The 19,653-nt window shown below is 74.3% G+C and carries 18 protein-coding genes and 1 riboswitch; of the genes, 8 read left to right on the top strand and 10 right to left on the bottom strand.

Annotated features, from left to right (window positions below; all coding sequences use genetic code 11):
* The first annotated feature begins 6 nt into the window (after positions 1–6).
* The 4 genes from ACLQ2V_RS18245 to ACLQ2V_RS18260 all read left to right on the top strand — a co-directional run bounded on the left by ACLQ2V_RS18245 (position 7) and on the right by ACLQ2V_RS18260 (position 3,811).
* Positions 7–978: an alpha/beta hydrolase gene (locus ACLQ2V_RS18245; RefSeq protein WP_425719697.1), complete on the top strand. Its 972-nt coding sequence runs from the start codon at positions 7–9 to the stop codon at positions 976–978.
* Positions 971–2,128, top strand: coding sequence for an alpha-hydroxy acid oxidase (locus ACLQ2V_RS18250; protein ID WP_425719698.1), 1,158 nt, complete (start codon positions 971–973; stop codon positions 2,126–2,128). Before ACLQ2V_RS18245 ends, ACLQ2V_RS18250 begins: the two co-directional genes overlap by 8 nt.
* The gene (locus tag ACLQ2V_RS18255; RefSeq protein ID WP_425719737.1) at positions 2,077–3,489 is read left to right on the top strand and encodes a PLP-dependent aminotransferase family protein; all 1,413 of its coding nucleotides are present in this window, start codon (positions 2,077–2,079) and stop codon (positions 3,487–3,489) included. Before ACLQ2V_RS18250 ends, ACLQ2V_RS18255 begins: the two co-directional genes overlap by 52 nt.
* A 61-nt stretch (positions 3,490–3,550) precedes the next feature.
* Complete coding sequence (locus ACLQ2V_RS18260) at positions 3,551–3,811, top strand: hypothetical protein (protein ID WP_425719699.1); 261 nt, start codon at positions 3,551–3,553, stop codon at positions 3,809–3,811.
* 185 nt (positions 3,812–3,996) lie between these two features.
* Here ACLQ2V_RS18260 and ACLQ2V_RS18265 read toward each other — a convergent pair whose 3' ends face one another.
* Complete coding sequence (locus ACLQ2V_RS18265) at positions 3,997–5,436, bottom strand: glycine hydroxymethyltransferase (protein ID WP_425719700.1); 1,440 nt, start codon at positions 5,434–5,436, stop codon at positions 3,997–3,999.
* An 18-nt stretch (positions 5,437–5,454) separates the two neighbouring features.
* Positions 5,455–5,544: riboswitch (ZMP/ZTP riboswitch) on the bottom strand.
* 108 nt (positions 5,545–5,652) lie between these two features.
* On the opposite strand from ACLQ2V_RS18265, the gene ACLQ2V_RS18270 reads away from it, so the two are divergent.
* On the top strand, positions 5,653–6,459 hold the full coding sequence (locus ACLQ2V_RS18270; RefSeq protein ID WP_425719701.1) for an SDR family NAD(P)-dependent oxidoreductase: 807 nt from the start codon (positions 5,653–5,655) through the stop codon (positions 6,457–6,459).
* 119 nt (positions 6,460–6,578) lie between these two features.
* Positions 6,579–7,424: a metallophosphoesterase family protein gene (locus tag ACLQ2V_RS18275; protein WP_425719702.1), complete on the top strand. Its 846-nt coding sequence runs from the start codon at positions 6,579–6,581 to the stop codon at positions 7,422–7,424.
* Positions 7,425–7,475: 51 nt separating this feature from the next.
* On the opposite strand, the gene ACLQ2V_RS18280 is transcribed toward ACLQ2V_RS18275, so the two are convergent.
* The 5 genes from ACLQ2V_RS18280 to ACLQ2V_RS18300 form a co-directional block, all read right to left on the bottom strand.
* Positions 7,476–7,976: a hemerythrin domain-containing protein gene (locus ACLQ2V_RS18280; RefSeq protein WP_425719703.1), complete on the bottom strand. Its 501-nt coding sequence runs from the start codon at positions 7,974–7,976 to the stop codon at positions 7,476–7,478.
* Between the two features lie 173 nt (positions 7,977–8,149).
* Positions 8,150–9,637, bottom strand: a complete 1,488-nt coding sequence (locus ACLQ2V_RS18285) for a S8 family peptidase (RefSeq protein WP_425719704.1) — start codon at positions 9,635–9,637, stop codon at positions 8,150–8,152.
* A gap of 145 nt (positions 9,638–9,782) precedes the next feature.
* On the bottom strand, positions 9,783–10,646 hold the full coding sequence (locus ACLQ2V_RS18290; RefSeq protein WP_425719705.1) for an NAD(P)H-hydrate dehydratase: 864 nt from the start codon (positions 10,644–10,646) through the stop codon (positions 9,783–9,785).
* Complete coding sequence (locus ACLQ2V_RS18295) at positions 10,630–11,361, bottom strand: histidine phosphatase family protein (protein ID WP_425719706.1); 732 nt, start codon at positions 11,359–11,361, stop codon at positions 10,630–10,632. Before ACLQ2V_RS18295 ends, ACLQ2V_RS18290 begins: the two co-directional genes overlap by 17 nt.
* 51 nt (positions 11,362–11,412) lie before the next feature.
* Positions 11,413–11,919: a winged helix-turn-helix domain-containing protein gene (locus ACLQ2V_RS18300; protein WP_425719707.1), complete on the bottom strand. Its 507-nt coding sequence runs from the start codon at positions 11,917–11,919 to the stop codon at positions 11,413–11,415.
* 524 nt (positions 11,920–12,443) lie between these two features.
* On the opposite strand from ACLQ2V_RS18300, the gene ACLQ2V_RS18305 reads away from it, so the two are divergent.
* Positions 12,444–15,068, top strand: coding sequence for a discoidin domain-containing protein (locus tag ACLQ2V_RS18305; RefSeq protein WP_425719708.1), 2,625 nt, complete (start codon positions 12,444–12,446; stop codon positions 15,066–15,068).
* 54 nt (positions 15,069–15,122) lie between these two features.
* On the opposite strand, the gene fmdA is transcribed toward ACLQ2V_RS18305, so the two are convergent.
* From fmdA to ACLQ2V_RS18325, 4 genes are all read right to left on the bottom strand, one after another.
* Positions 15,123–16,379, bottom strand: a complete 1,257-nt coding sequence (fmdA, locus tag ACLQ2V_RS18310) for a formamidase (protein WP_425719709.1) — start codon at positions 16,377–16,379, stop codon at positions 15,123–15,125.
* 69 nt (positions 16,380–16,448) lie between these two features.
* Entirely contained in the window at positions 16,449–16,769 is a 321-nt protein-coding gene (locus ACLQ2V_RS18315) for an FmdB family zinc ribbon protein (RefSeq protein ID WP_425719710.1), read from the bottom strand.
* Positions 16,770–16,876: 107 nt separating this feature from the next.
* Entirely contained in the window at positions 16,877–17,257 is a 381-nt protein-coding gene (locus tag ACLQ2V_RS18320; protein WP_425719711.1) for a YccF domain-containing protein, read from the bottom strand.
* 3 nt (positions 17,258–17,260) lie between these two features.
* Complete coding sequence (locus ACLQ2V_RS18325) at positions 17,261–17,998, bottom strand: DUF305 domain-containing protein (RefSeq protein ID WP_425719712.1); 738 nt, start codon at positions 17,996–17,998, stop codon at positions 17,261–17,263.
* Between the two features lie 245 nt (positions 17,999–18,243).
* Here ACLQ2V_RS18325 and ACLQ2V_RS18330 point away from each other — a divergent pair, with 245 nt between their 5' ends.
* Positions 18,244–19,560, top strand: coding sequence for a family 43 glycosylhydrolase (locus tag ACLQ2V_RS18330; protein ID WP_425719713.1), 1,317 nt, complete (start codon positions 18,244–18,246; stop codon positions 19,558–19,560).
* Positions 19,561–19,653: the final 93 nt, after the last annotated feature.

Genomic DNA, 19,653 nt, shown 5'->3' on the forward strand with positions numbered 1-19,653 from the left:
AACGGCATGCCCCTGGACCCGCAGGTGATCGCCTACCGGGCCGCCCGCGCGGCGGCCGGCGTCGCCCCGCTGTACACCCAGACCCTCGCCGAGGCCCGCGCCGCCGACCTGGCGGCGATCCGGGCCGGCGGCGGCGACGTCGAGCCGGTGCCCGACGTACGCGACGAAAGCCTCCCCGGCCCCGCCGGTGACCTGCCGCTGCGCCGCTACCGCCCGGCCGCCGACGGCCCCCTGCCCACCCTCGTCTACTTCTTCGGCGGCGGCTGGACCCTCGGCGGCGTCGACACCGCCGACGGCATCTGCCGGCGGCTGGCCAACGCCACCGGCGCGCAGGTGGTGACCGTCGGCTACCGGCTCGCCCCGGAGCACCCCTTCCCGGCGGCCGTGCGGGACTGTCACGCCGCGGTGCGCCGGCTGGCCGAGCACGCCGACGAGTTCGGGGTGGACCCGGCCCGGCTGGCCGTCGGCGGGGACAGCGCCGGCGGCAACCTCGCCGCCGCCGTCACCCTGCTGTGCCGGGACGCGGGCGGGCCGAGCGTGGCGGCGCAGCTGCTGGTCTACCCGAACACCGACCAGCGGGAGCGCGTCGAGCCGGCCGAGGGGCAGGACCCGCTGCTGTTCAACCGGCACTCGGTGGCCTGGTACCGGGGGCACTACCTGCCCGACCCGGCCGACGCGGCGAACCCGCTGGCCTCGCCGCTGCTGGCCGAGGACCTCACCGGCCTGCCGCCGGCCCTGGTCATCACCGCCGAGTACGACCCACTGCGCGAGGAGGGGGAGCGCTACGCACAGCGGCTGCGCGACGCCGGAGTTCCCGTGGAGCTGGCCCGGTACCCGGGCATGATCCACGGGTTCTTCGCCATGCCGGGGGCGTTCGACGCCGGGCGGCACGCCCAGGACCGGGCCGCCGCGTTCCTGCGCGACCGGCTCGGGGTCGCCCGGTGCGTCCCCGCCGGCGTGGACGCCGTCGATGGCTGACCCGACCCCGCCGGACCCGGCGTCCGACGTCCCCGCAGCCGCCGGTGCGGGGACCGGCCCGCCGGTGGTGCCGTTCGCGGCGAGCCTCGCCGACTACGCCGAGCTGGCCCGCGCCGCCCTCCCACCCGACGTGTACGACTTCGTCGCCGGCGGCAGCGGCGCCGAGGCGGCCCTCGCGGCGAACCGGGCGGCCCTGGACCGCATCGCCGTGCTGCCCCGGATGCTGCGCGGCGTCGACCAGCCCCGCACCGACGGGTCGCTGCTGGGCCGGCGGCACGCCCTGCCGGTGGCGGTCGCGCCGATGGCGTACCAGCGGCTGGTGCATCCCGACGGTGAGCCGGCGCTGGCGGCGGCGGCCGGCGCGGCCGGGGTGCCCTACGTGGCCAGCACCCTGAGCAGCGCCACGGTGGAGGAGATCGCGGCGGCCGGCGGGCCGGTGTGGTTCCAGCTCTACTGGCTGCGCGACCGGGCGATGGTGCGGGACCTGGTGGACCGGGCGCAGGCGGCCGGTTGCACCGCCCTGATGGTCACCGTCGACGTGCCGATCCTCGGCCCCCGGCTGCGCGACGTGCGCAACGGCTTCGCCCTGCCGCCGCAGGTGGCCGCGGTGAACCTGCCGGGCAGCCGCGACGACCTCGCGCACGCCGGCATCCCCGGCACCTCCGCCGTCGCCCGGCACACCAGCGCCGCCTTCGCCTCCGCGCTGACCTGGTCGGACATCGAGTGGCTGCGCGGGCGCACCGACCTGCCGCTGGTGGTCAAGGGCGTCCTGGATCCCCGGGACGCGGCGCTGGCGGTCGACGCGGGCGCGGACGCGGTGGTGGTCTCCAACCACGGCGGGCGGCAACTCGACGCCGCCCCGGCCGGTGTCACCGTGCTGCCGCAGGTGCTGGCCGCCGTCGCCGACCGCTGCGAGGTGCTGGTCGACGGCGGGATCAGCGGCGGCGTCGACGTGCTGCGCGCCCTGGCGCTCGGCGCGACCGGGGTGCTGATCGGCCGGCCGCTGCTCTGGGCGCTGGCCGTCGGCGGGCGGGCCGGCGCGGACGCCGCGTTCGCGCTGCTGGCCGCCGAACTGCGCGACGCCCTCACCCTCGCCGGCTGCGCCGATCCGGCCGAGGCCCGCGACCTGCGGACGATCACGGGAGGCTGACTGTGGACGCTGAACTTCGCGGTGACGTGGACGAGGCCACCGACGTGGACCTGGACGTCGCTGACCTGCACCCGGCGGTGGACGACCCGGTGCTGCACTCGATGAACTTCCTCAACGAGGTGGCCCAGCGTTACCCGGCGGCGGTGTCGCTGGCCGCCGGCCGGCCCTACGAGGAGTTCTTCGACGTCGCCGACCTGCACCGGCACCTGGAGACCTTCCGGGCGCACCTGGCCGACGACCTCGGGTACGACCCGGAGCAGGTGCGCCGCACCCTGTTGCAGTACGGCCGGACCAAGGGGATCATCCACCACCTCGTCGCCCGCAACCTGGCCGTCGACGAGCAGCTCACCGTCGACCCGGAGTCGATCGTGGTGACCGTGGGCTGCCAGGAGGCGATGCTGCTGGTGCTGCGGGCGCTGCGGGCCGGCCCCCGCGACGTGCTGCTGGCCCTCGCCCCGACCTACGTGGGGTTGACCGGCGCGGCCCGGCTGGTGGACCTGCCGGTGCGGCCGGTCGCCGGCGGCCCGGCCGGGATCGACCTGGCGGTGCTGCGCGCCGAGCTGCGCCGGGCCCGCTCCGAGGGGCTGCGCCCGCGCGCCTGCTACGTGATGCCCGACTTCGCCAACCCGTCGGGCACCAGCATCGACCTGGCCGACCGGCGGCGTCTGCTCGACCTCGCCGCCGCCGAGGACCTGCTGCTGATCGAGGACAATCCGTACGGGCTCTTCCACGCCGACGACGCGCGTCGGGTGCCGACGCTCAAGGCGCTGGACACCCGCCGCCGGGTGGTCTACCTCGGCTCGTTCGCCAAGACGGTGCTGCCCGGGGCCCGGGTCGGCTACGTGGTGGCCGACCAGCGGGTGCGCGACTCCGACGGGACGGTGGGGCTCCTCGCCGACCAGCTCGCCAAGATCAAGAGCATGGTCACGGTGAACACCTCGGCGATCTCCCAGGCCGTCGTCGGCGGCGCGCTGCTCGCCCACGGCGGCAGCCTCGTGGCCGCGAACACCCGGCAACGGGCCGTGTACGCCCGCAACCTGCGCCACCTGGTCACCGGCCTGCGACACCGGTTCCCGGCCCCGTCGCCGGTGCGCTGGACGGTCCCGGCCGGCGGCTTCTTCGCGGTGCTGCGCGTCCCGTTCCCCGTCGACGACGCGGTGCTGCGCCGCTCGGCCGAGCGGTACGGGGTGCTCTTCACGCCGATGGCGCACTTCTACGACGACACCGCGCCGGTGACCGCCCTGCGCCTGTCGATCAGCGCCGTCACCTGCGAGCAGATCGACGTCGGCCTGGACCGGCTGGCCGCGCTGATCGCCGACGAGTCGGCCCGCACGGCGTCGACCCCCACGGTGCCGGCCTGACCGCGCCCTGTCGCCGGCGCGCCACCCCCCGTGCGCCCACGGCCGAGAGGATCCGGCCATAATGGAGCGCATGGTCGCATGGGAGTACGCTCTGTTGGTCCGCCGCTACCAGGGGCAGGGGCGCAATTTCACCGTCTCGTTCGTGTGGTACGGCCCGGACGGGTCCCGCACCGACATCAGCGCCTACGGCGACACGGCCATCGCGCACCTGAACCGGGCCGGCCGGGAGGGCTGGGAGCTGGTCTCCGCCGCCGAGGACGTCAACAACATCCAGGGCAGCACCGAGGTCCACCGCTACCACCTCAAGCGCCCCCTACCCTGACCCCCCCACCCCCACCCCCACCCCCACCCCACCCCCCGCCCCCCCACCCGTCGATCATGGAGTTGTGGTGGGGGACGAGCCGGCGTAAACCGGTCCTTCCCGGCACCACCACTCCATGATCGACGCGACGCGATGCGGCGGGGCGGGGCGGGGCGGGGGTGGGGTGGGGTGGGGTGGGGGCGGGGTCAGGGCAGGGTGATCGCGGGGTAGAGGGGGAACGGGGCCAGCAGGTCGGTGGCCTGGTGGCTGATCTTGTCGGCGAGGGCCGGATCCAGGGCGTACTTGGCCTTCGACGGGGTGCCGTCGGCGTTCGAGCCGGCGGTGGTCTGGGTCAGCACGGTGTGGATCAGCTCCGCCGTGGCGTCCATCTCGGCGACACCGAGGCCCCGGGTGGTCAGCGCCGGGGTGCCGATCCGGATGCCCGAGGTGTACCAGGCACCGTTGCGGTCCTGCGGGACCGAGTTGCGGTTGGTGACGATGCCCGAGTCGAGTAGCGCCTGCTCGGCCTGCCGCCCGGTCAGCCCGTACCCGGAGACGTCGATGAGCACCAGGTGGTTGTCGGTGCCGCCGGTGACCAGCGTCGCGCCCCGGCTCAGCAGCCCCTCCGCGAGGGCCTGGGCGTTGTCCACGACGCGCTGGGCGTAGTCGGCGAAGTCGGGGCGGCGGGCCTCGGCCAGCGCCACCGCCTTGGCGGCCATCACGTGCGGCAGCGGGCCGCCGAGCACCATCGGGCAGCCCCGGTCCACCTGGTCGGCCAGCTCCGGGCCGGAGAGCACCATGCCGCCGCGCGGGCCGCGCAGCGACTTGTGGGTGGTGGTGGTGACGATGTGCGCGTGCGGCACCGGGTCGAAGTCGCCGGTGAAGACCTTGCCGGCCACCAGGCCGGCGAAGTGCGCCATGTCGACCATGAACGTCGCGCCGACCGAGTCGGCGATCTCCCGCATGATCCGGAAGTTCACCTTCCGGGGGTACGCCGAGTAGCCGGCGACCAGGATCATCGGCTTGAAGTCGCGGGCGGCCTCGGCGACCTTGTCGTAGTCCACCAGGCCGGTGACCGGGTCGGTGCCATAGCTGCGCTGGTCGAACATCTTGCCGGAGATGTTCGGCCGGAAGCCGTGGGTGAGGTGACCACCCGCGTCCAGGGACATCCCGAGCATCCGCTGGTCGCCCAGCTCCCGGCGCAGCGCGAACCAGTCGGCCTCGGTCAGCTCGTTGACCTGCCGCACCTGCGCCTTGCGCAGCGCCGGCGCCTCGACCCGGTCGGCCAGCACCGCCCAGAACGCCACCAGGTTGGCGTCGATGCCGGAGTGCGGCTGCACGTACGCGTGCGTGGCGCCGAAGAGCTCCCGGGCGTGCTCGGCGGCGAGCGCCTCGACGGTGTCGACGTTCTGGCAGCCGGCGTAGAAGCGGCGGCCGACGGTGCCCTCGGCGTACTTGTCGCTGAACCAGTTGCCCATCGCCAGCAGGGTGGCGGGTGAGGCGTAGTTCTCGCTGGCGATCAGCTTGAGCGACTCGCGCTGGTCGGTCAGCTCCGCGGCGATCGCGTCGGCGACCCGGGGCTCCACGGCGCGGATCACCTCGAGCGCGCTGCGGTATGCGGTGGACTCGGCATTCGTCGACGACATGCGACCTCCTGGTGACGTGCGGAAGGCCCAGGCGCTCGGCAGACGTCCTGATGACGGGACCGCTTCCCGATGGTTGTCCATCCCCACGCGCCAGTCACGGCCCGTGCCGATCCTACCCGCCCCCGCCGGGCGGGCCGGGGATTGGGTCGTGCCGCACGGGGCACAGGGTCAGCAGAGGCCGGCTGGGAGCCGGCCGGCGGGGAGAGGAGAGCCACCATGAGCACACCGACCAGCGAGCGGCCGTTGGCCGTGGTGACCGGGGCATCCAGCGGAATCGGCTACGAGTTGGCCGTGCAGTTCGCCGCGCACGGCTACGACCTGGTCGTCGCCGCCGAGGACGCCGGCATCGGCACGGCGGCGCAGACCCTGGGCCGCGACGGCGCGGCCCAGGTCCGCCCGGTACGGGTGGACCTGGCCACCCACGAGGGGGTGGAGGAGTTGGCGGCGACGGTCGCCACGACGCAGCGCCCGGTCGAGGCGCTGGTGCTCAACGCCGGCCGGGGCGCGGGCGGCGCGTTCGTCGGCGGCACCGACCTGCGCGACGAGCTGGAGATCGTGGACCTCAACGTCCGCTCGACGGTGCACCTGGCCAAGCGGCTGCTGCCCGGCATGGTGGAGCGGGGACGGGGACGGGTGCTGTTCACCTCGTCGATCGCGTCGACCATGCCCGGCCCGTTCCAGGCCGTCTACAACGCGTCGAAGTCGTTCGTGCAGTCCTTCGCCGAGGCGCTGCGCAACGAGCTGAAGGACACCGGTGTCACCGTCACCGCCCTGCTGCCGGGCCCCACCGACACCGAGTTCTTCGAGCGCGCCGAGCTGACCGACACGCGGATCGGCCAGGGCCGCAAGGACGACCCGCGCGAGGTCGCCGAGCAGGGCTTCAAGGCGCTGATGCGGGGCGATCAGACGATCACCGCCGGCTCCTTCACGAACAAGGTGCAGACCGCCGTCGGGAAGGTGGTGCCGGACCGGCTCAAGGCCGCGCAGCACCGCAGGATGGCCGAGCCCGGTTCGGGCGAGTGAGCGGTCGGGGCGAGTACGCCTCGGCCCGATGAGCGGATGCGGCCCGCGCACCGGGTCGCATCCGCGCGATCGGCCGCCGGCATGTCGTGGTCCGCCCGCCGGTCCCATAGGATCGGCTGATGGGGGAGGAACAGGGCGCGCTGCTCGCCATCAGCGACCTGCACGTGGCGTACGCGGAGAACCGCGCGGTCGTCGAGGGGCTGCGCCCCCGATCGCCGGCCGACTGGCTGCTGGTCGCGGGCGACGTGGGCGACACCATGGCCGACGTCGAGTGGGCGCTCGACCTGCTCAGCCGGCGCTTCGCGAAGGTGGTCTGGGCACCCGGCAACCACGAGCTGTGGACGCCCCGGGCCGACCCGGTCACCCTGCGCGGAGAGGCCCGCTACCGGCACCTGGTCGAGTTCTGCCGGGGCCTGGGCGTGGTCACGCCCGAGGACCCGTACCCGGTGTGGCGGGGCGCCGGCGGGCCGGCGCTGGTGGTGCCGCTGTTCCTGCTCTACGACTACAGCTGGCGCCCCGAGGGGCTGGCCACCCGCGAGGCGGCGCTCGCCGAGGCGTACCGGACGGGAATCGTCTGCACCGACGAGTTCATGCTGCACCCCGACCCGTACCCCAGCCGGCAGGCGTGGTGCGAGGCCCGGGTGAGCGCGACCGCCCGGCGGCTCGACGACCGCGACCCGGCGCTGCCGACGGTGCTGGTCAGCCACTGGCCGCTGGTCCGGGAGCCGACCCGGGTGCTGCGCTACCCGATCTTCGCCCAGTGGTGCGGCACCGACGCCACCGCCGACTGGCACGTGCGCTACGGGGCCGTCGCCGCCGTCTACGGCCACCTGCACATCCCCCGCACCACCTGGTACGACGGGGTGCGCTTCGAGGAGGTCTCCGTGGGCTACCCCCGGGAATGGCGCCCCCGCGCCACCCCACCGGGCCAACTGCGCCAGATCCTCCCGCCGCCGCCGCGCTGAGCGGCGAGGGCCCGGCCGCCGGGCCGGCCCCCGCCGTCGGGGTCGATCGGCTCAGGCGGTGACCGCGTCGACGGCCTTCTTGATCGCCTTCGGGGAGGTCGGGCTGCGCGGCGCGTCCGGGCGCAGCGCGATCATCCGCTCGCCGATCTCCTGCAACTGCTTGCGGCCGAGCGCCTCCCGCACCTTCGGGAACCACTCCTGCTCCTCCTCCTCGACGTGGTGCTCCACGTTCTCGATCAGCACCGTCGTCTTGGCGTTGAAGTGCTCGTCGTCGGCGTCCATGGTGGCCAGCTCGGCGCAGAGCAGGTCGGCGACGTGGTGCTCCTCGTAGGATTCGAGGATGTCGTCCTCCAGCTCCGGCACCAGCTTGCGGACCTCCGGATACATCACCTCGTTCTCCAGGTAGGTGTGCACGGTGAGGGCCTCCAGGATCTGCCCGACCAGCTTGCGCCGCTGGCTCGCGGGGCCGTCCTCGGCCGCGGAGAACGCCTTGAACAGGCGGCGCATCTCCTGGTGGTCCTCCTTCAACAGGACGATGGCATCGGTGGACACCGGCTGACCTCCTCGATTCGACTGGTGGCCCCTCGGTACCCCGAGCCCGGTGGCGAAAACAGCCCGCACCCGATGGGTGTCCCGAACCCGTCGGGTCGACCCGGCGACGGGCGAGGGCCCGGCGCGCACGCGCCGGGCCCTCGCCGTCGATCATCGGTGCTGCGGTCAGGCGGTCACCGCACCGCGTGGTACGCGTTGACGATGCCCGAGCCGTAGAACCCGTTGTAGTTCTTCGAGCCGGAGCACTTCGCGTCGTACGCGTTCGGGCCGGCCGGGATCAGCGGCACCGGGTTGTACACCCCGGCGGGGCAGGCCCGCTCCACCGCGGTCTGCTGCAGGAACAGCGTCAGCACCACCGGCCCCATCCACGGGTGGGCCGAGGCCGCCAGGGCGGCGACGCCCGCCGCGTGCGGCGACGACATCGAGGTGCCCTGCTTGAAGCCCCAGCCGTTCGCCCCGGTCGCCGGGTTGTAGGTGGTGGAGAGGATGCCGTCGGTCGCGGTCGACTGCACACCCTGGGTGCGGAAGCGGGTGTCACCGCCGGGGGCGGTCACCTCCACGACGCCCTTGCCGTACGAGGAGTAGTAGCTCTTCTCCCCGGTCGGGCCGACCGCCGACACCGTCACCACGCCCGGCACCTCGGCCGGCAGCACGCGGCACTCGCTGCCCAGGTTCGGGCGGGTCTCGGGGGTGCCGTTGTTCGGGCTGCCCTCGTCGGTGATCTTGCCGGAGAGATCCCAGTTGGAGTTACCGGCCGACGCCACGTTCAGCACGCCCCGGGTCTGGGAGTAGAGCACGGCCCGGTGGATCGCCTTCCACGCCGGCCGCTGCCGGGGATCGTTGACGCAGTTGAGCTCCCACGGGTCGACGAAGTAGCTGCTGTTGGTCACCTTCATGCCGTGCTCGGCGGCCCAGATGAACCCGCAGACCGCCGCCTCGGGGAAGATGAAGCCGTCGTCGTTGACCACCTTGACGGAGGCGACCTTGACGCCCGGGGCGATGCCGGCGACGCCGACGCCGTTGACGGCGGCGGCGATGGTCCCGGCCACGTGGGTGCCGTGGTCGGAGGTGGTCGGGTTCCAGGCGGCCTCGCTGGTGTCGGGCACGCCGCCGACGCAGGACGCGCTCTTGTCCTTGGCGATCTGGCTGGCCAGGTCGGGGTGGCTGCTGGAGATGCCGCTGTCCAGCACGCCGACGACCACGCTGGAGCGGCCGTCGTTGATCGCGTGGGCCTGCGGGAGGCCGATCATCGGCATGTCCCACTGCTGGCCGTACATCGGCTCCCCGGTCGGGTCGCCCGTGCCGTTGACCACGGCGGCGGCGGGGACCTCCACGGTGGTGCCCTCCTCGAGGGCGGAGCCGAGGCCGGCGGTGGAGGCGGCCGCCTCGACGCCGGCGCCCTTGACGTCGGCGACGAAGTTCGGGTTGCCGGACCGGGCGACGAGCACCCCGATCTGGTCGTAGCGGGCCACCACCGTGCCGCTGGCGGCGGCCACTCGGGCGGCCGCCCGGTCGGTCTTGCCGCCCAGCGGGGCGATGACCAGGTAGGTGCTGCCCGGACCGGCGGCCGCCGCCGGGGTCAGTCCGCCGACGAGGGCGAGACCCGCGCCGAGCGTGACGGCGGACGCGGTGGCCAGGGTCTTGCGACGGAGGTTCTTCACACACTCTCCCAGGGGGCTGCTCCGGCCGGGCCGGGCCCGAAAGGGGGCGCGGCCCGGCGGGAGGCGGACGGGACGCCCGCCTCCGAGGCCTCAGCCTAGGAAAAGCCCGTCCCGGCCCATACCGCCGTTCGGACAGAAGCGGCGGTCAGACGGTGGCCAGGGTGTGCGGGATCTCGTCGAGCAGCTCGCGGGCGAGGAAGCCGATCCGGCCGTACTGGGGGACCAGCCGCTGCCCGCTGACCGCATGCGCGAAGGCCGCCCAGCAGGCCGCCTGGGCCGGCTCGGTGCCCCGCGACAGCAGCCCGGCCAGCAGCCCGGCGCGCACGTCACCGCTGCCGGAGGTGCCCAGCCCGGCGTCGCCGCTCTCCTCCCGCCAGCACCGCCCGTCGGGGGTGGCGATGTGGCCGTAGAGGGAGACCACCGCCTCGTACCGGTCGGCCAGGGCGAGCGCCTCGGCGTCCAGGTCGTCGCCGGGCTCGCGGCCCAGCAGGTGCGCCGCCTCGGTGAGGTTGGGGGTCAGCACCACCGGCCGGCCCGAGCCGACCAGCAGGTCGGGGGCGTGGCTCAGCGCCCCGAGGGCGTACGCGTCGAGCACCAGCGAGGTCCGCACCGGCGCGGCGTCGAGGACCGCGCGCAGCAGCTCCCCGGTCGCGTCGATGTCCTTGAGGCCGGGGCCGACGGCGACCACGTCGGCGTCGGCCACCAGGGCGCCCAGCAGCTCACCGGGGTTACCCCCGACGGCCCCGTCGGCGGTCTCGGGCAGGCCGACCACCAGCGCCTCCGGCACCTGGATGCTCAGCGCGGCGGCGGTGGACTCGGCGGCGGCGAGTTGCAGCACCCCCGCGCCGGCCCGCAGCGCGGCGACCCCGGCCAGCAGCACCGCGCCCGGGGTGAACCGGGAACCGCCGACGACCAGCACCGTGCCGCGCGCCTCCTTGCCTCCGGTGGGCACGGGCAGCGTCCACCGGCGCAGCAGCGCCGGCGTGATCACCTCAGACCGGTTCGGCATGGACCTCGTCCTCCCTGGTGGGTCGGGCGCCCTGCCGGTGCAGGTGGCGGACGTCGTTGAAGGTGTCGGCGACGAGGCGGCCGTCGGCGTCGGCCGACCAGCCGGTGACCGAGCAGTTGGCGATCACGTGCTGGCGGGTCAGCCCCATCAGCTCCGCCTCGGTGAGGCCCTCCACCAGATAGCGAAGCAGGAACACCAGCGCGTCGTGGCCGAACAGCAGCACCCGTTGGTCGGCGTGGTCGCGGCGCAGGTCGCCGAGGAGGGTGCGCAGCCGCAGCGCCACGTCCGTCCACGACTCGCCGCCGGGGGGCCGGTAGTAGAACTTGCCCAACCGGGTCCGCCGCGCCGCCTCGTCGGGGAAGCGCCGGGTGACCCCGTGCGCGGTCAGCCCGTCGAGGATGCCCAGCTCCCGGTCGCGCAGCCGCTCGTCCCGACTGACCGGGATGCCGGTGCCGGCGAGGGCCAGCTCGGCGGTCTGCACCGCCCGCAGGTACGGCGAGACCACCGCCACGTCCGGCCGCCGCCGCTGCGGCAGCTCGGCCAGCCAGCGCCCGGTGGCGCGGGCCTGCTCCTCGCCGGTGGCCGACAGGGGCACGTCCGCGTCGCGGTGGGTCAGCCCGATCAGCTCGGCGCCGGTGGCCTCCGCCTCCGTCGCCGCCACGTTCGCCGTGCTCTCGCCGTGGCGCACGATCCACAGCGTTGCCAGTTCCGCCATGCGGCACCCGTACCCGGGTGGGGGTCGGGGTAATCCCGGCGCGGCCGGGGGTCAGCGGGGCGTGAGCCGGAAGCCGACGCCGCGCACCGCGTGGATCGTCGCCGAGGTGCCCAACCGGGCGAGCTTGCGCCGCGCGCGGCGCACCAGCGAGTGCATGTCGGAGCCGCGCCCCAGGTGTTGGGTGCCCCACACCTCGCGGTGCAGCCGCCGGTAGGTCCAGACGTGCCCCGGCGTGGCGGCCAGGCACCGCATCAGGTCGTGTTCCAGCGGGGTCAGCGCGATCTCGTAGTCGCGCCAGCGCAGCACCCGTCGGTCGGAGTCGACGCTGAGCTCTCCGGCGGGACCGCCGTCGCCCCGCACCGCCACCGCGACGGCCGGCGCGGCGGCGGGCTCGGCCGGCCCGGCGGCGGGGGCGCGGACCACGCCGAGGAACCGCCGGGCCTGCTCGACGCTGGAGACGACCAGGAACGCCTGGGTGCCGCCGAAGAGCTCCGCGAGCCGGCGGCGCTGCGCCGCCGAGGCGGCGATGCCGATGGTCAACGAGGTGCTCCCACTCATCTGCCCAGCCCTTTCCACCACCGGCGCGGGGGCCGCGCCCTGGCGTGCCGCCCCGGTGCCGACCGCGCGGGCGGGGGCGTTACCCGAGTACCGGCAGACTAATGGAGATCAATGCGACGGGCAACGATGTCCGCCGGCTTTCGCCGCCGGCCGACCGGGTGCGGCTCGACGGGCGCGCCGGGCGGCCGGCGACCCCGTCCTCGAGGTCGCCCGAGAAGGTCGTGCGGCGGCGGCCGAGTGGATCGTCGATGGGGTGTGTCCCGTGATCGGCCAGTGCTTAATAAATGACGTCATTAAAGTCCCCCACCGGCGGTTTCGTCAAGGGTGAGGCCTCCCTGGCGGGCAGAAGTCGCGCCGATTCGAAGTGTCTTCTGTCGATGTATTGACGGGGCTCCGACCGGCCGCGACACTCTCAGTCCGAGAGCGCTCTCCGGTCCGATGCGCCCCGTTGGCACCGGGCCGAGGGGCACCCGCGATCCGCTCGTCGTCCCGGCGGCCGCAGTCCTCTATCGACAGGCGAAGCCATGACATCTCCCGTCCCACCCGTCCCCCTGGCGCCGAGGCGTCGCTCCGGCCGGCGGCGTGGCCTCGTCGGCCTGGTGGTCGCGCTGGTCGCGGCGCTGGCGCCGACCGGCCTGGCCGCGCCGGCGCAGGCCGCGCCGGTGCTGCTCTCCCAGGGCAAGCCGGCGACCGCCTCGTCGGTGGAGAACGGCGGCACGCCCGCCGCCGCGGCCGTCGACGGCAACACCGGCACCCGCTGGTCGAGCGCCGCCGCGGACCCCCAGTGGCTCCAGGTCGACCTGGGCGCCCGCGCCACCGTCACCCAGGTGACCCTGGTCTGGGAGGACGCCTACGCCCGCGCCTTCCAGCTCCAGACCTCCGACAACGGCACCACCTGGACCACCGTCCACAGCACCGCTGCCGGCACCGGCGGCACGCAGACCATCCCCGTCACGGGGGCCGGCCGGTACGTGCGGATGTACGGCACCGCGCGGGCCACCCAGTACGGCTACTCGCTGTGGGAGTTGCGGGTCTACGGCGAGACCGGTGGCGGCACGCCCACCTGCGACACCGCCAACGCCGCCCAGGGCCGCCCGGCGACCGCCTCCTCGGTGGAGAACGCCGGCACGCCCGCCGCCGCGGCCGTCGACGGCGACGCCGGCACCCGCTGGTCGAGCGCCGCCGCCGACCCGCAGTGGCTCCGGGTCGACCTCGGCTCCAGCCGATCGATCTGCCGGGTCCAACTGAGCTGGGAGGCCGCGTACGCCCGGGCCTTCCAGCTCCAGACCTCGGCCGACGGCAGCGCCTGGACCACCGTCTGGTCCACCACCACCGGCGCGGGGGGCACCCAGTCGGTGGACCTCACCGCGACCGGCCGCTACCTGCGGATGTACGGCACCGCGCGGGGCACCGAGTTCGGCTACTCGCTCTACGAGATGAGGGTGCACGTGACCGGGTCCGACGTCCCGCCGGTCGAGCCGACCGACCCGCGCAACCCGAACCTGGGCCCGAACACCTTCGTGTTCGACCCGTCCACCCCGACCGCCACCATCCAGAGCCGGTTGAACACCCTGTTCACCCAGCAGGAGACCAACCAGTTCGGCCCGCAGCGCTACGCCGTGCTGTTCAAGCCGGGCAGCTACACCGCCGACGTCAACCTCGGCTTCTTCACCCAGGTCGCCGGCCTCGGGATGAGCCCGGACGACGTCAACCTCAACGGCCACGTCCGGGTCGAGGCGTTCTGGATGGGCGGCAACGCCACCCAGAACTTCTGGCGCGCGGCGGAGAACCTGTCGGTGACCCTGCCGGCCGGGACGAGCGTGGAGCGGTGGGCGGTGTCGCAGGCGGCCCCCTACCGGCGGATGCACCTGCGCGGCGCGCAGAACCAGATCCAGCTCTGGAACGGCGGCGACGGCTGGTCCAGCGGCGGCCTGATGGCCGACACCAAGATCGACGGGCAGGTAGTCTCCGGCTCCCAGCAGCAGTGGTACTCGCGCAACAGCGAGTTCGGCTCCTGGACCGGCTCGGTGTGGAACATGGTCTTCCAGGGCGTCACCGGCGCGCCGCCGCCCAGCTTCCCCAACCCCTCCCACACCGTCATCGCGCAGACCCCGCAGGTGCGGGAGAAGCCGTTCCTCTACGTCGACGGCACCGGCGAGTACCGGGTCTTCGTCCCCGCGCTGCGCACCAACTCCACCGGCACCAGCTGGTACGGCAAGACCCCGGCCGGCACGTCGCTGTCGCTGGCCGACTTCTACGTCGTGCAGCCCGGCGTCGGCGCGGCGACCATCAACGCGGCCCTCGCCCAGGGCAAGCACCTGCTCTTCACCCCGGGCGTGCACCACGTCAGCGAGCCGATCAACGTCGACCGGGCCAACACCGTCGTGCTCGGCCTGGGCCTGGCCACCATCCAGCCCGACAACGGCACCGCCGCCATGCGCATCGCCGACGTGGACGGGGTGAAGGTCGCCGGCATCATGGTCGAGGCCGGCGCGGTCAACTCGCCGGTGCTGATGGAGGTCGGCCCGGCCGGCTCGGCGACCAGCCACGCCGCCAACCCGACCTCGCTGCACGACGTCTTCTTCCGCATCGGCGGGCCGGGCGTCGGCCGGGCCACCACCACGCTGACCGTCAACAGTGACGACGTCATCGGCGACCACATGTGGCTGTGGCGGGCCGACCACGGCGACGGGGTGGGGTGGGCGACGAACACCGCCGACACCGGCCTGACCGTCAACGGCGACGGCGTCACCATGTACGGGCTCTTCGTCGAGCACTACCAGAAGTACCAGACCGTCTGGAACGGCAACGGCGGGCGGACGTACTTCTACCAGAACGAGATGCCCTACGACCCGCCGAACCAGGCCGCCTGGGCCAACGGCACGACCCGGGGGTACGCCGCGTACAAGGTGGCCGCCGGGGTCACCAGCCACCAGGCGTACGGGCTGGGCAGCTACTGCTACTTCAACGCCAACCCGGCGGTGGTCGCCGACCGGGCCATCGAGGCGCCCACCAACCCGAACGTCCGGTTCACCAACATGGTGACCGTGTCGCTCGGCGGCGTCGGCACCATCAACCGGGTGGTCAACAACGTCGGCGGCACCGCGAACGCCGCCAACCAGGTGGTCTACCTGACCACGTACCCGTAACCCCCGCAGCCCGCGGGCCCGGCAGCGTCATCGGCCGGGCCCGCGGCCGTGCGGTCAGGACATGCTGGCCCTCGGCGCGCCCGGGCCCGGGTCGATCCTGGTCGGGCCGGCGGCCGACGGGCGTACGTCGAAGGTGAAGATCTCGGTGGGCAGGTAGACCGTCGCGCAGGAGTTGGGGATGTCCACCACCCCGGAGAACCGGCCCTCGATCGGTGCCGCGCCGAGCAGCAGGTACGCCTGCTCGGGCTGGTAGCCGAAGCGGGTCAGGTAGTCGATGGCGTGCAGGCAGGCGCGCTGGTAGGCCAACTGCGAGTCGAGGTAGCGCTGCTGGCCGTCGAGGGTGACCGACAGCCCGGAGAAGGCCAGCCACTGGCTGTACTGCGGCGGGGTGTTCCCCGGCAGGAAGATGGCGTTCTCGGCGACGCCGTACGTCTGCATGCCGTTCTTGATCAGGTCGACGTGCAGGTCGATGAAGCCGCCCATCTCGATCGCCCCGCAGAAGGTGATCTCCCCGTCGCCCTGGGAGAAGTGCAGGTCGCCCACGGAGAGGTGCGCGCCGGGCACGTAGACCGGGTAGAAGACCCGGGTGCCGGCGGTGAAGTTCTTGATGTCCTGGTTACCGCCGTTCTCCCGGGGCGGGGCGGTGCGGGCGGCCTCCGCCGCCACCCGGTCGAACTCCGCGCCGGTGAGGGTGCCGAGGATCGCGTCCTGGGGCTCCGGGGCCAGGGCCAGCGGCGGCACCCGGTCCGGGTCGGTGGCGCGCAGCGCGCCCTCGCGCCGGTTCCAGGTGGCCAGCAGCCCCGCAGACGGGGCGGTGCCCATCAACCCGGGGTGGGTGATGCCGGTGAACTCGACGCCGGGGATGTGCCGGGAGCTGGTCTGCCGGCCGCTGAAGTCCCAGATGGCCTTGTACGCGTCGGGGAACTGGTCGGTGAGGAAGCCGCCCCCGTTGGTCTTGGGGAAGACCCCGGTGTAGCCCCAGCCCTGGCCGGCCAGCGGCCCGGAGTCCTCCTGCGGGATCGGCCCGAGGTCGAGGATGTCGACGACGAGCAGGTCGCCCGGCTCCGCGCCCTGCACGGCGATGGGGCCGCTGAGCGCGTGCACCCGGGTCAGCGGGGCGTCGCGGATGTCCTCGGCCGAGTCGTCGTTGCGGATCGCCCCGTCGAACCACTCCCGGCAGTGCAGCCGGAACGACTGGCCGGGCCGGACGGTGACCACGGGTGGGATGTCCGGGTGCCACCGGTTGTGGCCGATCTTCTCCTGGTCGGTGAACCTTCTGGCGGAGTCGAGCGGGAACAGTAGTTCGGGCATGTCGTCGCATCTTTCGCTCGGGCCGGCGGCATCGGCCGGCAGGGGCCGGTCACCGGCGGTGTGGGCCGCTCACGGGCGGGGCAGGCGGGCGTGGGCCGGATTCGTCGACCACCGCACCGGGGCGCCGCCCGGCACGCGCGTCACCACCTCCGGGGTCTCCGCGCTGCGCTCGGTCCGGTCGATCGCGTGGCGCAGCGCGGCCGGCGTGCGGGTGAGCCGGGGTGCGGTGAAGACCCGGGCGGCCGGGCGGCCGCACCGTGGGCAGGGCGCGGCGGCCCCGGCGGTGCCGATCGGCAGCGCGGTGTCGAAGCTGCCGTCGCGTTGGCACCGGTACTCGTACGTGGCCATCTTCACCGCCCCCTCGCCGCGTTCGGCGGCCCCGTCGCCCACCTGCCCATTCTCGGCCGGTGTCGCGCTCGCGCGGGCGGAAAGCCACCAACGGGGGACGAGCGCGCACCCGCGTGGACCGGCGGTGGCGGGCGGGCGGCGCAGCGGCCCTACGGCGCGTCGACGACCTCGCGCCCGAGCGGCCAGAACGCCGCGGGCACGAGCTTGAAGTTCGCGATGCCGAAGGGGATGCCGACGATCGTGACGCAGAGCGCGATGCCGGCGAGGACGTGGGACAGCGCCAGCCACCAGCCGGCCAGCACCACCCAGAGGACGTTGGCCACGCCGGAGGGGGCACCGGCGCCGGGCCGGGGCACGAGGGTGCGGCCGAAGGGCCAGAGTGAGTAGCTGGCCAGGCGCAGCGACGCGACCCCGAACGGGATCGTGACGACGAGCAGGAAGCAGATCAGCGCGGCCAGACCGTATCCGAGGGCGAGGACGAAGCCGCCGCCGAAGACCAGCCACAACACGTTGAGCAGGAAACGAATCACCCCTCAAGCATGACCGCCGCCCGCCACTGCGCCGGACGGGCCGGGTCGGCCGGTCTTCCCGGTGAGCCGGTCGAGTTCGCTGGCGCGGCTGCGCCCCACCCGTTCCGCGAGCTGCCGGGTGCGGGCGTCGGAGCCGTTGGCCCGCTCGGAGTCGGCCAGCCGCGCGCCCTGCTCCACGTGCTCGCGCAGGGTCTGCCGCAGGGCGCGGTCGAACGCCGGGCCGCGCAGGGCGCGCAGCGCGTCGAGGTCGGCGGGGACCACCATCCCGGGCAGGTCGTGCCCCTCGTGCGCGTTGGCGGTGGGGAGCCCGGCGCCGTCGCGCAGCCGCCGCAGGTCGTCGAGCTCCGCGCGTCGCGCCGCCGCGATCAGCGCGGCCGTGTCCCCGACGCCGGTGTCGGCGCTGCGCCCGGGGGCCAGGTCGAGCGCCTTGAGGACCTGCTCGTTCATCGGGATCATGAGCTGGATCCACGCCGCGTCGGTGCCGCCGAGCGGGGCGGCGTCGGCGCCGGCCTGGGCGGGCGGTGCGGGCGACGGCCGGTCGGGCGGCTGCGCGCGGCAGCCGGTCACCGAGGCCACGACGGCGAGCAGCGCACCGACGAGCGGGACCGCGACCCTCGCCGCCGACGTGCGGGGCAGACGAGGGGGAGCGGCCGTCACGGGGCCCCCGTCGGGGACCGGGCGGCCGACGGGCCGCCGGTCGCGGCCGGCGCGGATCGACGACGGGGCAAGGCTGCGAGGCATCGACACTTCCTGTGGGGCGGTGGGGGACCGGCGCGAGGGCCGGGCTGCGACGGGCGACGCGCTCCCGGCCCGTCCACTCTCGGCGCTGCCGTCCGCGACTGTCAATGCCACCCGATCGATGCCCGCGCGAGGAAGCCCGCCGCCTCGCGCCGGCCGGAAGCGACGGCGGCCACCTCGCGCCGCGTCGAGGTGGCCGGTCCTGGCCCAAGCCGACAAGACATCGATGAGTATGGTTATACTCGGGCATGCGTCGAGTCCTCGCCCTGTTGGCAGCCGCGCTCGTGGCCGCCCCCCTGTTCGCCAGCGCGCCGGCCGCCGCCGCGGCGACCACACCCGCGGCCCTCGTCATCGGCAGCGACTTCCCCGACCCGGACGTGCTCAAGGTCGGCGCCACCTACCACGCGTACTCGACCAACAACGGCAACGGCAACGTGCCCGTCGCCACGGCGACCTCGCTGACCGGGCCGTGGACCCGGCGCGCGGACGCGCTGCCGACCCTCGGCGCGTGGGCCACCGGCGGCCGCACCTGGGCCCCCGACGTGACCCAGCGCGCCGACGGCAGGTACGTCCTCTACTACACCGCCCTCAGCCGCGCCGTCGGCCGGCAGTGCATCGGCGCGGCCCTGGCCACCTCGCCGCTGGGCCCGTTCGCCCCCGTCGGCACCGGCCCGCTGGTCTGCAACGGCGGCGAGGGCGGCGACATCGACGCGTCCAGCTTCGTCGACGGCACCGGCCTGCGGTACCTGCTCTACAAGGACGACGGCAACGCCATCGGGCAGCCGACGAACCTGTGGTTGCAGCGGGTCGCCGCCGACGGCGTGACGCTGCAGGGCGCCCGGGTGGAGCTGCTGCGCAACGACCGCGCGGAGGAGGGCGGCATCATCGAGGCGCCCGTGCTGACGAAGGTGGGGGAGCGCTACGTGCTCTTCTACTCCCTCGGCGGCTACGGCGGCGACGGCTACCAGAGCAGCTACGCGACCTCGACCGCGCTCACCGGCCCCTACACCAAGGCGTACCGCTCGCTGCTGACCACCGCGAGCGTCGACGGGTCGGTGCGGGGCCCGGGCGGCGCCGACGTGGTCCGCGAGGCCGGCGGCGACCACATCGTCTTCCACGGCTGGATCAACAACTACAGCGCCCGGGGGATGTACGTGGCCGCGCTCGGCTGGTCCGGCGGGTATCCCGTGGTGCGTGGCAGCCGGGTGCGCTACGAGGCGGAGCGCGGCGCGCTGCACAACTGCGCGCCCCGCAGCACCGCCACCGCCTCGCAGGGGCAGGCGGTGGCCTACCTCGACTACGCCGACAGCTGGGTCGACGTCGCCGTCTTCGCCCCGCGCGCCGGCGCCTACACCGCCCACGTCGCCTACTCCGCCGGGTACGGCGACGCCACCCAGACGCTGACCGTCAACGGCGCGGCCGCCCAAGTCGTCAGCTATCCCAACACCGGGTGGGAGACCTGGCGGCAGGTGGCCGTCCCGGTCACCCTGAACGCGGGCGTCAACACCCTGCGGCTCACCCACCGGGACCGCTGGGCCGAGCTGGACTTCATCGAGGTCGCCTAGGCCGGCCCGAGCGCCGCCGCTGGCCGTCCCCGCGTCGCCACGCCGGGCCGCCCGGACCTGCTGACCCCGGGCCGACGGGATGATCGGTACCGT

The sequence above is a fragment of the Micromonospora sp. DT233 genome, from assembly GCF_049841815.1.
GTDB lineage: Bacteria > Actinomycetota > Actinomycetes > Mycobacteriales > Micromonosporaceae > Micromonospora.

Excerpts from the sequence above, each read along its gene's own strand:
- ACLQ2V_RS18245 (WP_425719697.1), top strand. The coding sequence starts at position 7 with ATGCCCCTGGACCCGCAGGTGATCGCCTACCGGGCCGCCCGCGCGGCG.
- ACLQ2V_RS18250 (WP_425719698.1), top strand. The coding sequence starts at position 971 with ATGGCTGACCCGACCCCGCCGGACCCGGCGTCCGACGTCCCCGCAGCC.
- ACLQ2V_RS18260 (WP_425719699.1), top strand. The coding sequence starts at position 3,551 with ATGGAGCGCATGGTCGCATGGGAGTACGCTCTGTTGGTCCGCCGCTAC.
- ACLQ2V_RS18265 (WP_425719700.1), bottom strand. The coding sequence starts at position 5,436 with ATGTCGTCGACGAATGCCGAGTCCACCGCATACCGCAGCGCGCTCGAG.
- ACLQ2V_RS18270 (WP_425719701.1), top strand. The coding sequence starts at position 5,653 with ATGAGCACACCGACCAGCGAGCGGCCGTTGGCCGTGGTGACCGGGGCA.
- ACLQ2V_RS18275 (WP_425719702.1), top strand. The coding sequence starts at position 6,579 with ATGGGGGAGGAACAGGGCGCGCTGCTCGCCATCAGCGACCTGCACGTG.
- ACLQ2V_RS18290 (WP_425719705.1), bottom strand. The coding sequence starts at position 10,646 with ATGCCGAACCGGTCTGAGGTGATCACGCCGGCGCTGCTGCGCCGGTGG.
- ACLQ2V_RS18295 (WP_425719706.1), bottom strand. The coding sequence starts at position 11,361 with ATGGCGGAACTGGCAACGCTGTGGATCGTGCGCCACGGCGAGAGCACG.
- ACLQ2V_RS18300 (WP_425719707.1), bottom strand. The coding sequence starts at position 11,919 with ATGAGTGGGAGCACCTCGTTGACCATCGGCATCGCCGCCTCGGCGGCG.
- ACLQ2V_RS18305 (WP_425719708.1), top strand. The coding sequence starts at position 12,444 with ATGACATCTCCCGTCCCACCCGTCCCCCTGGCGCCGAGGCGTCGCTCC.
- fmdA (WP_425719709.1), bottom strand. The coding sequence starts at position 16,379 with ATGCCCGAACTACTGTTCCCGCTCGACTCCGCCAGAAGGTTCACCGAC.
- ACLQ2V_RS18325 (WP_425719712.1), bottom strand. The coding sequence starts at position 17,998 with ATGCCTCGCAGCCTTGCCCCGTCGTCGATCCGCGCCGGCCGCGACCGG.
- ACLQ2V_RS18330 (WP_425719713.1), top strand. The coding sequence starts at position 18,244 with ATGCGTCGAGTCCTCGCCCTGTTGGCAGCCGCGCTCGTGGCCGCCCCC.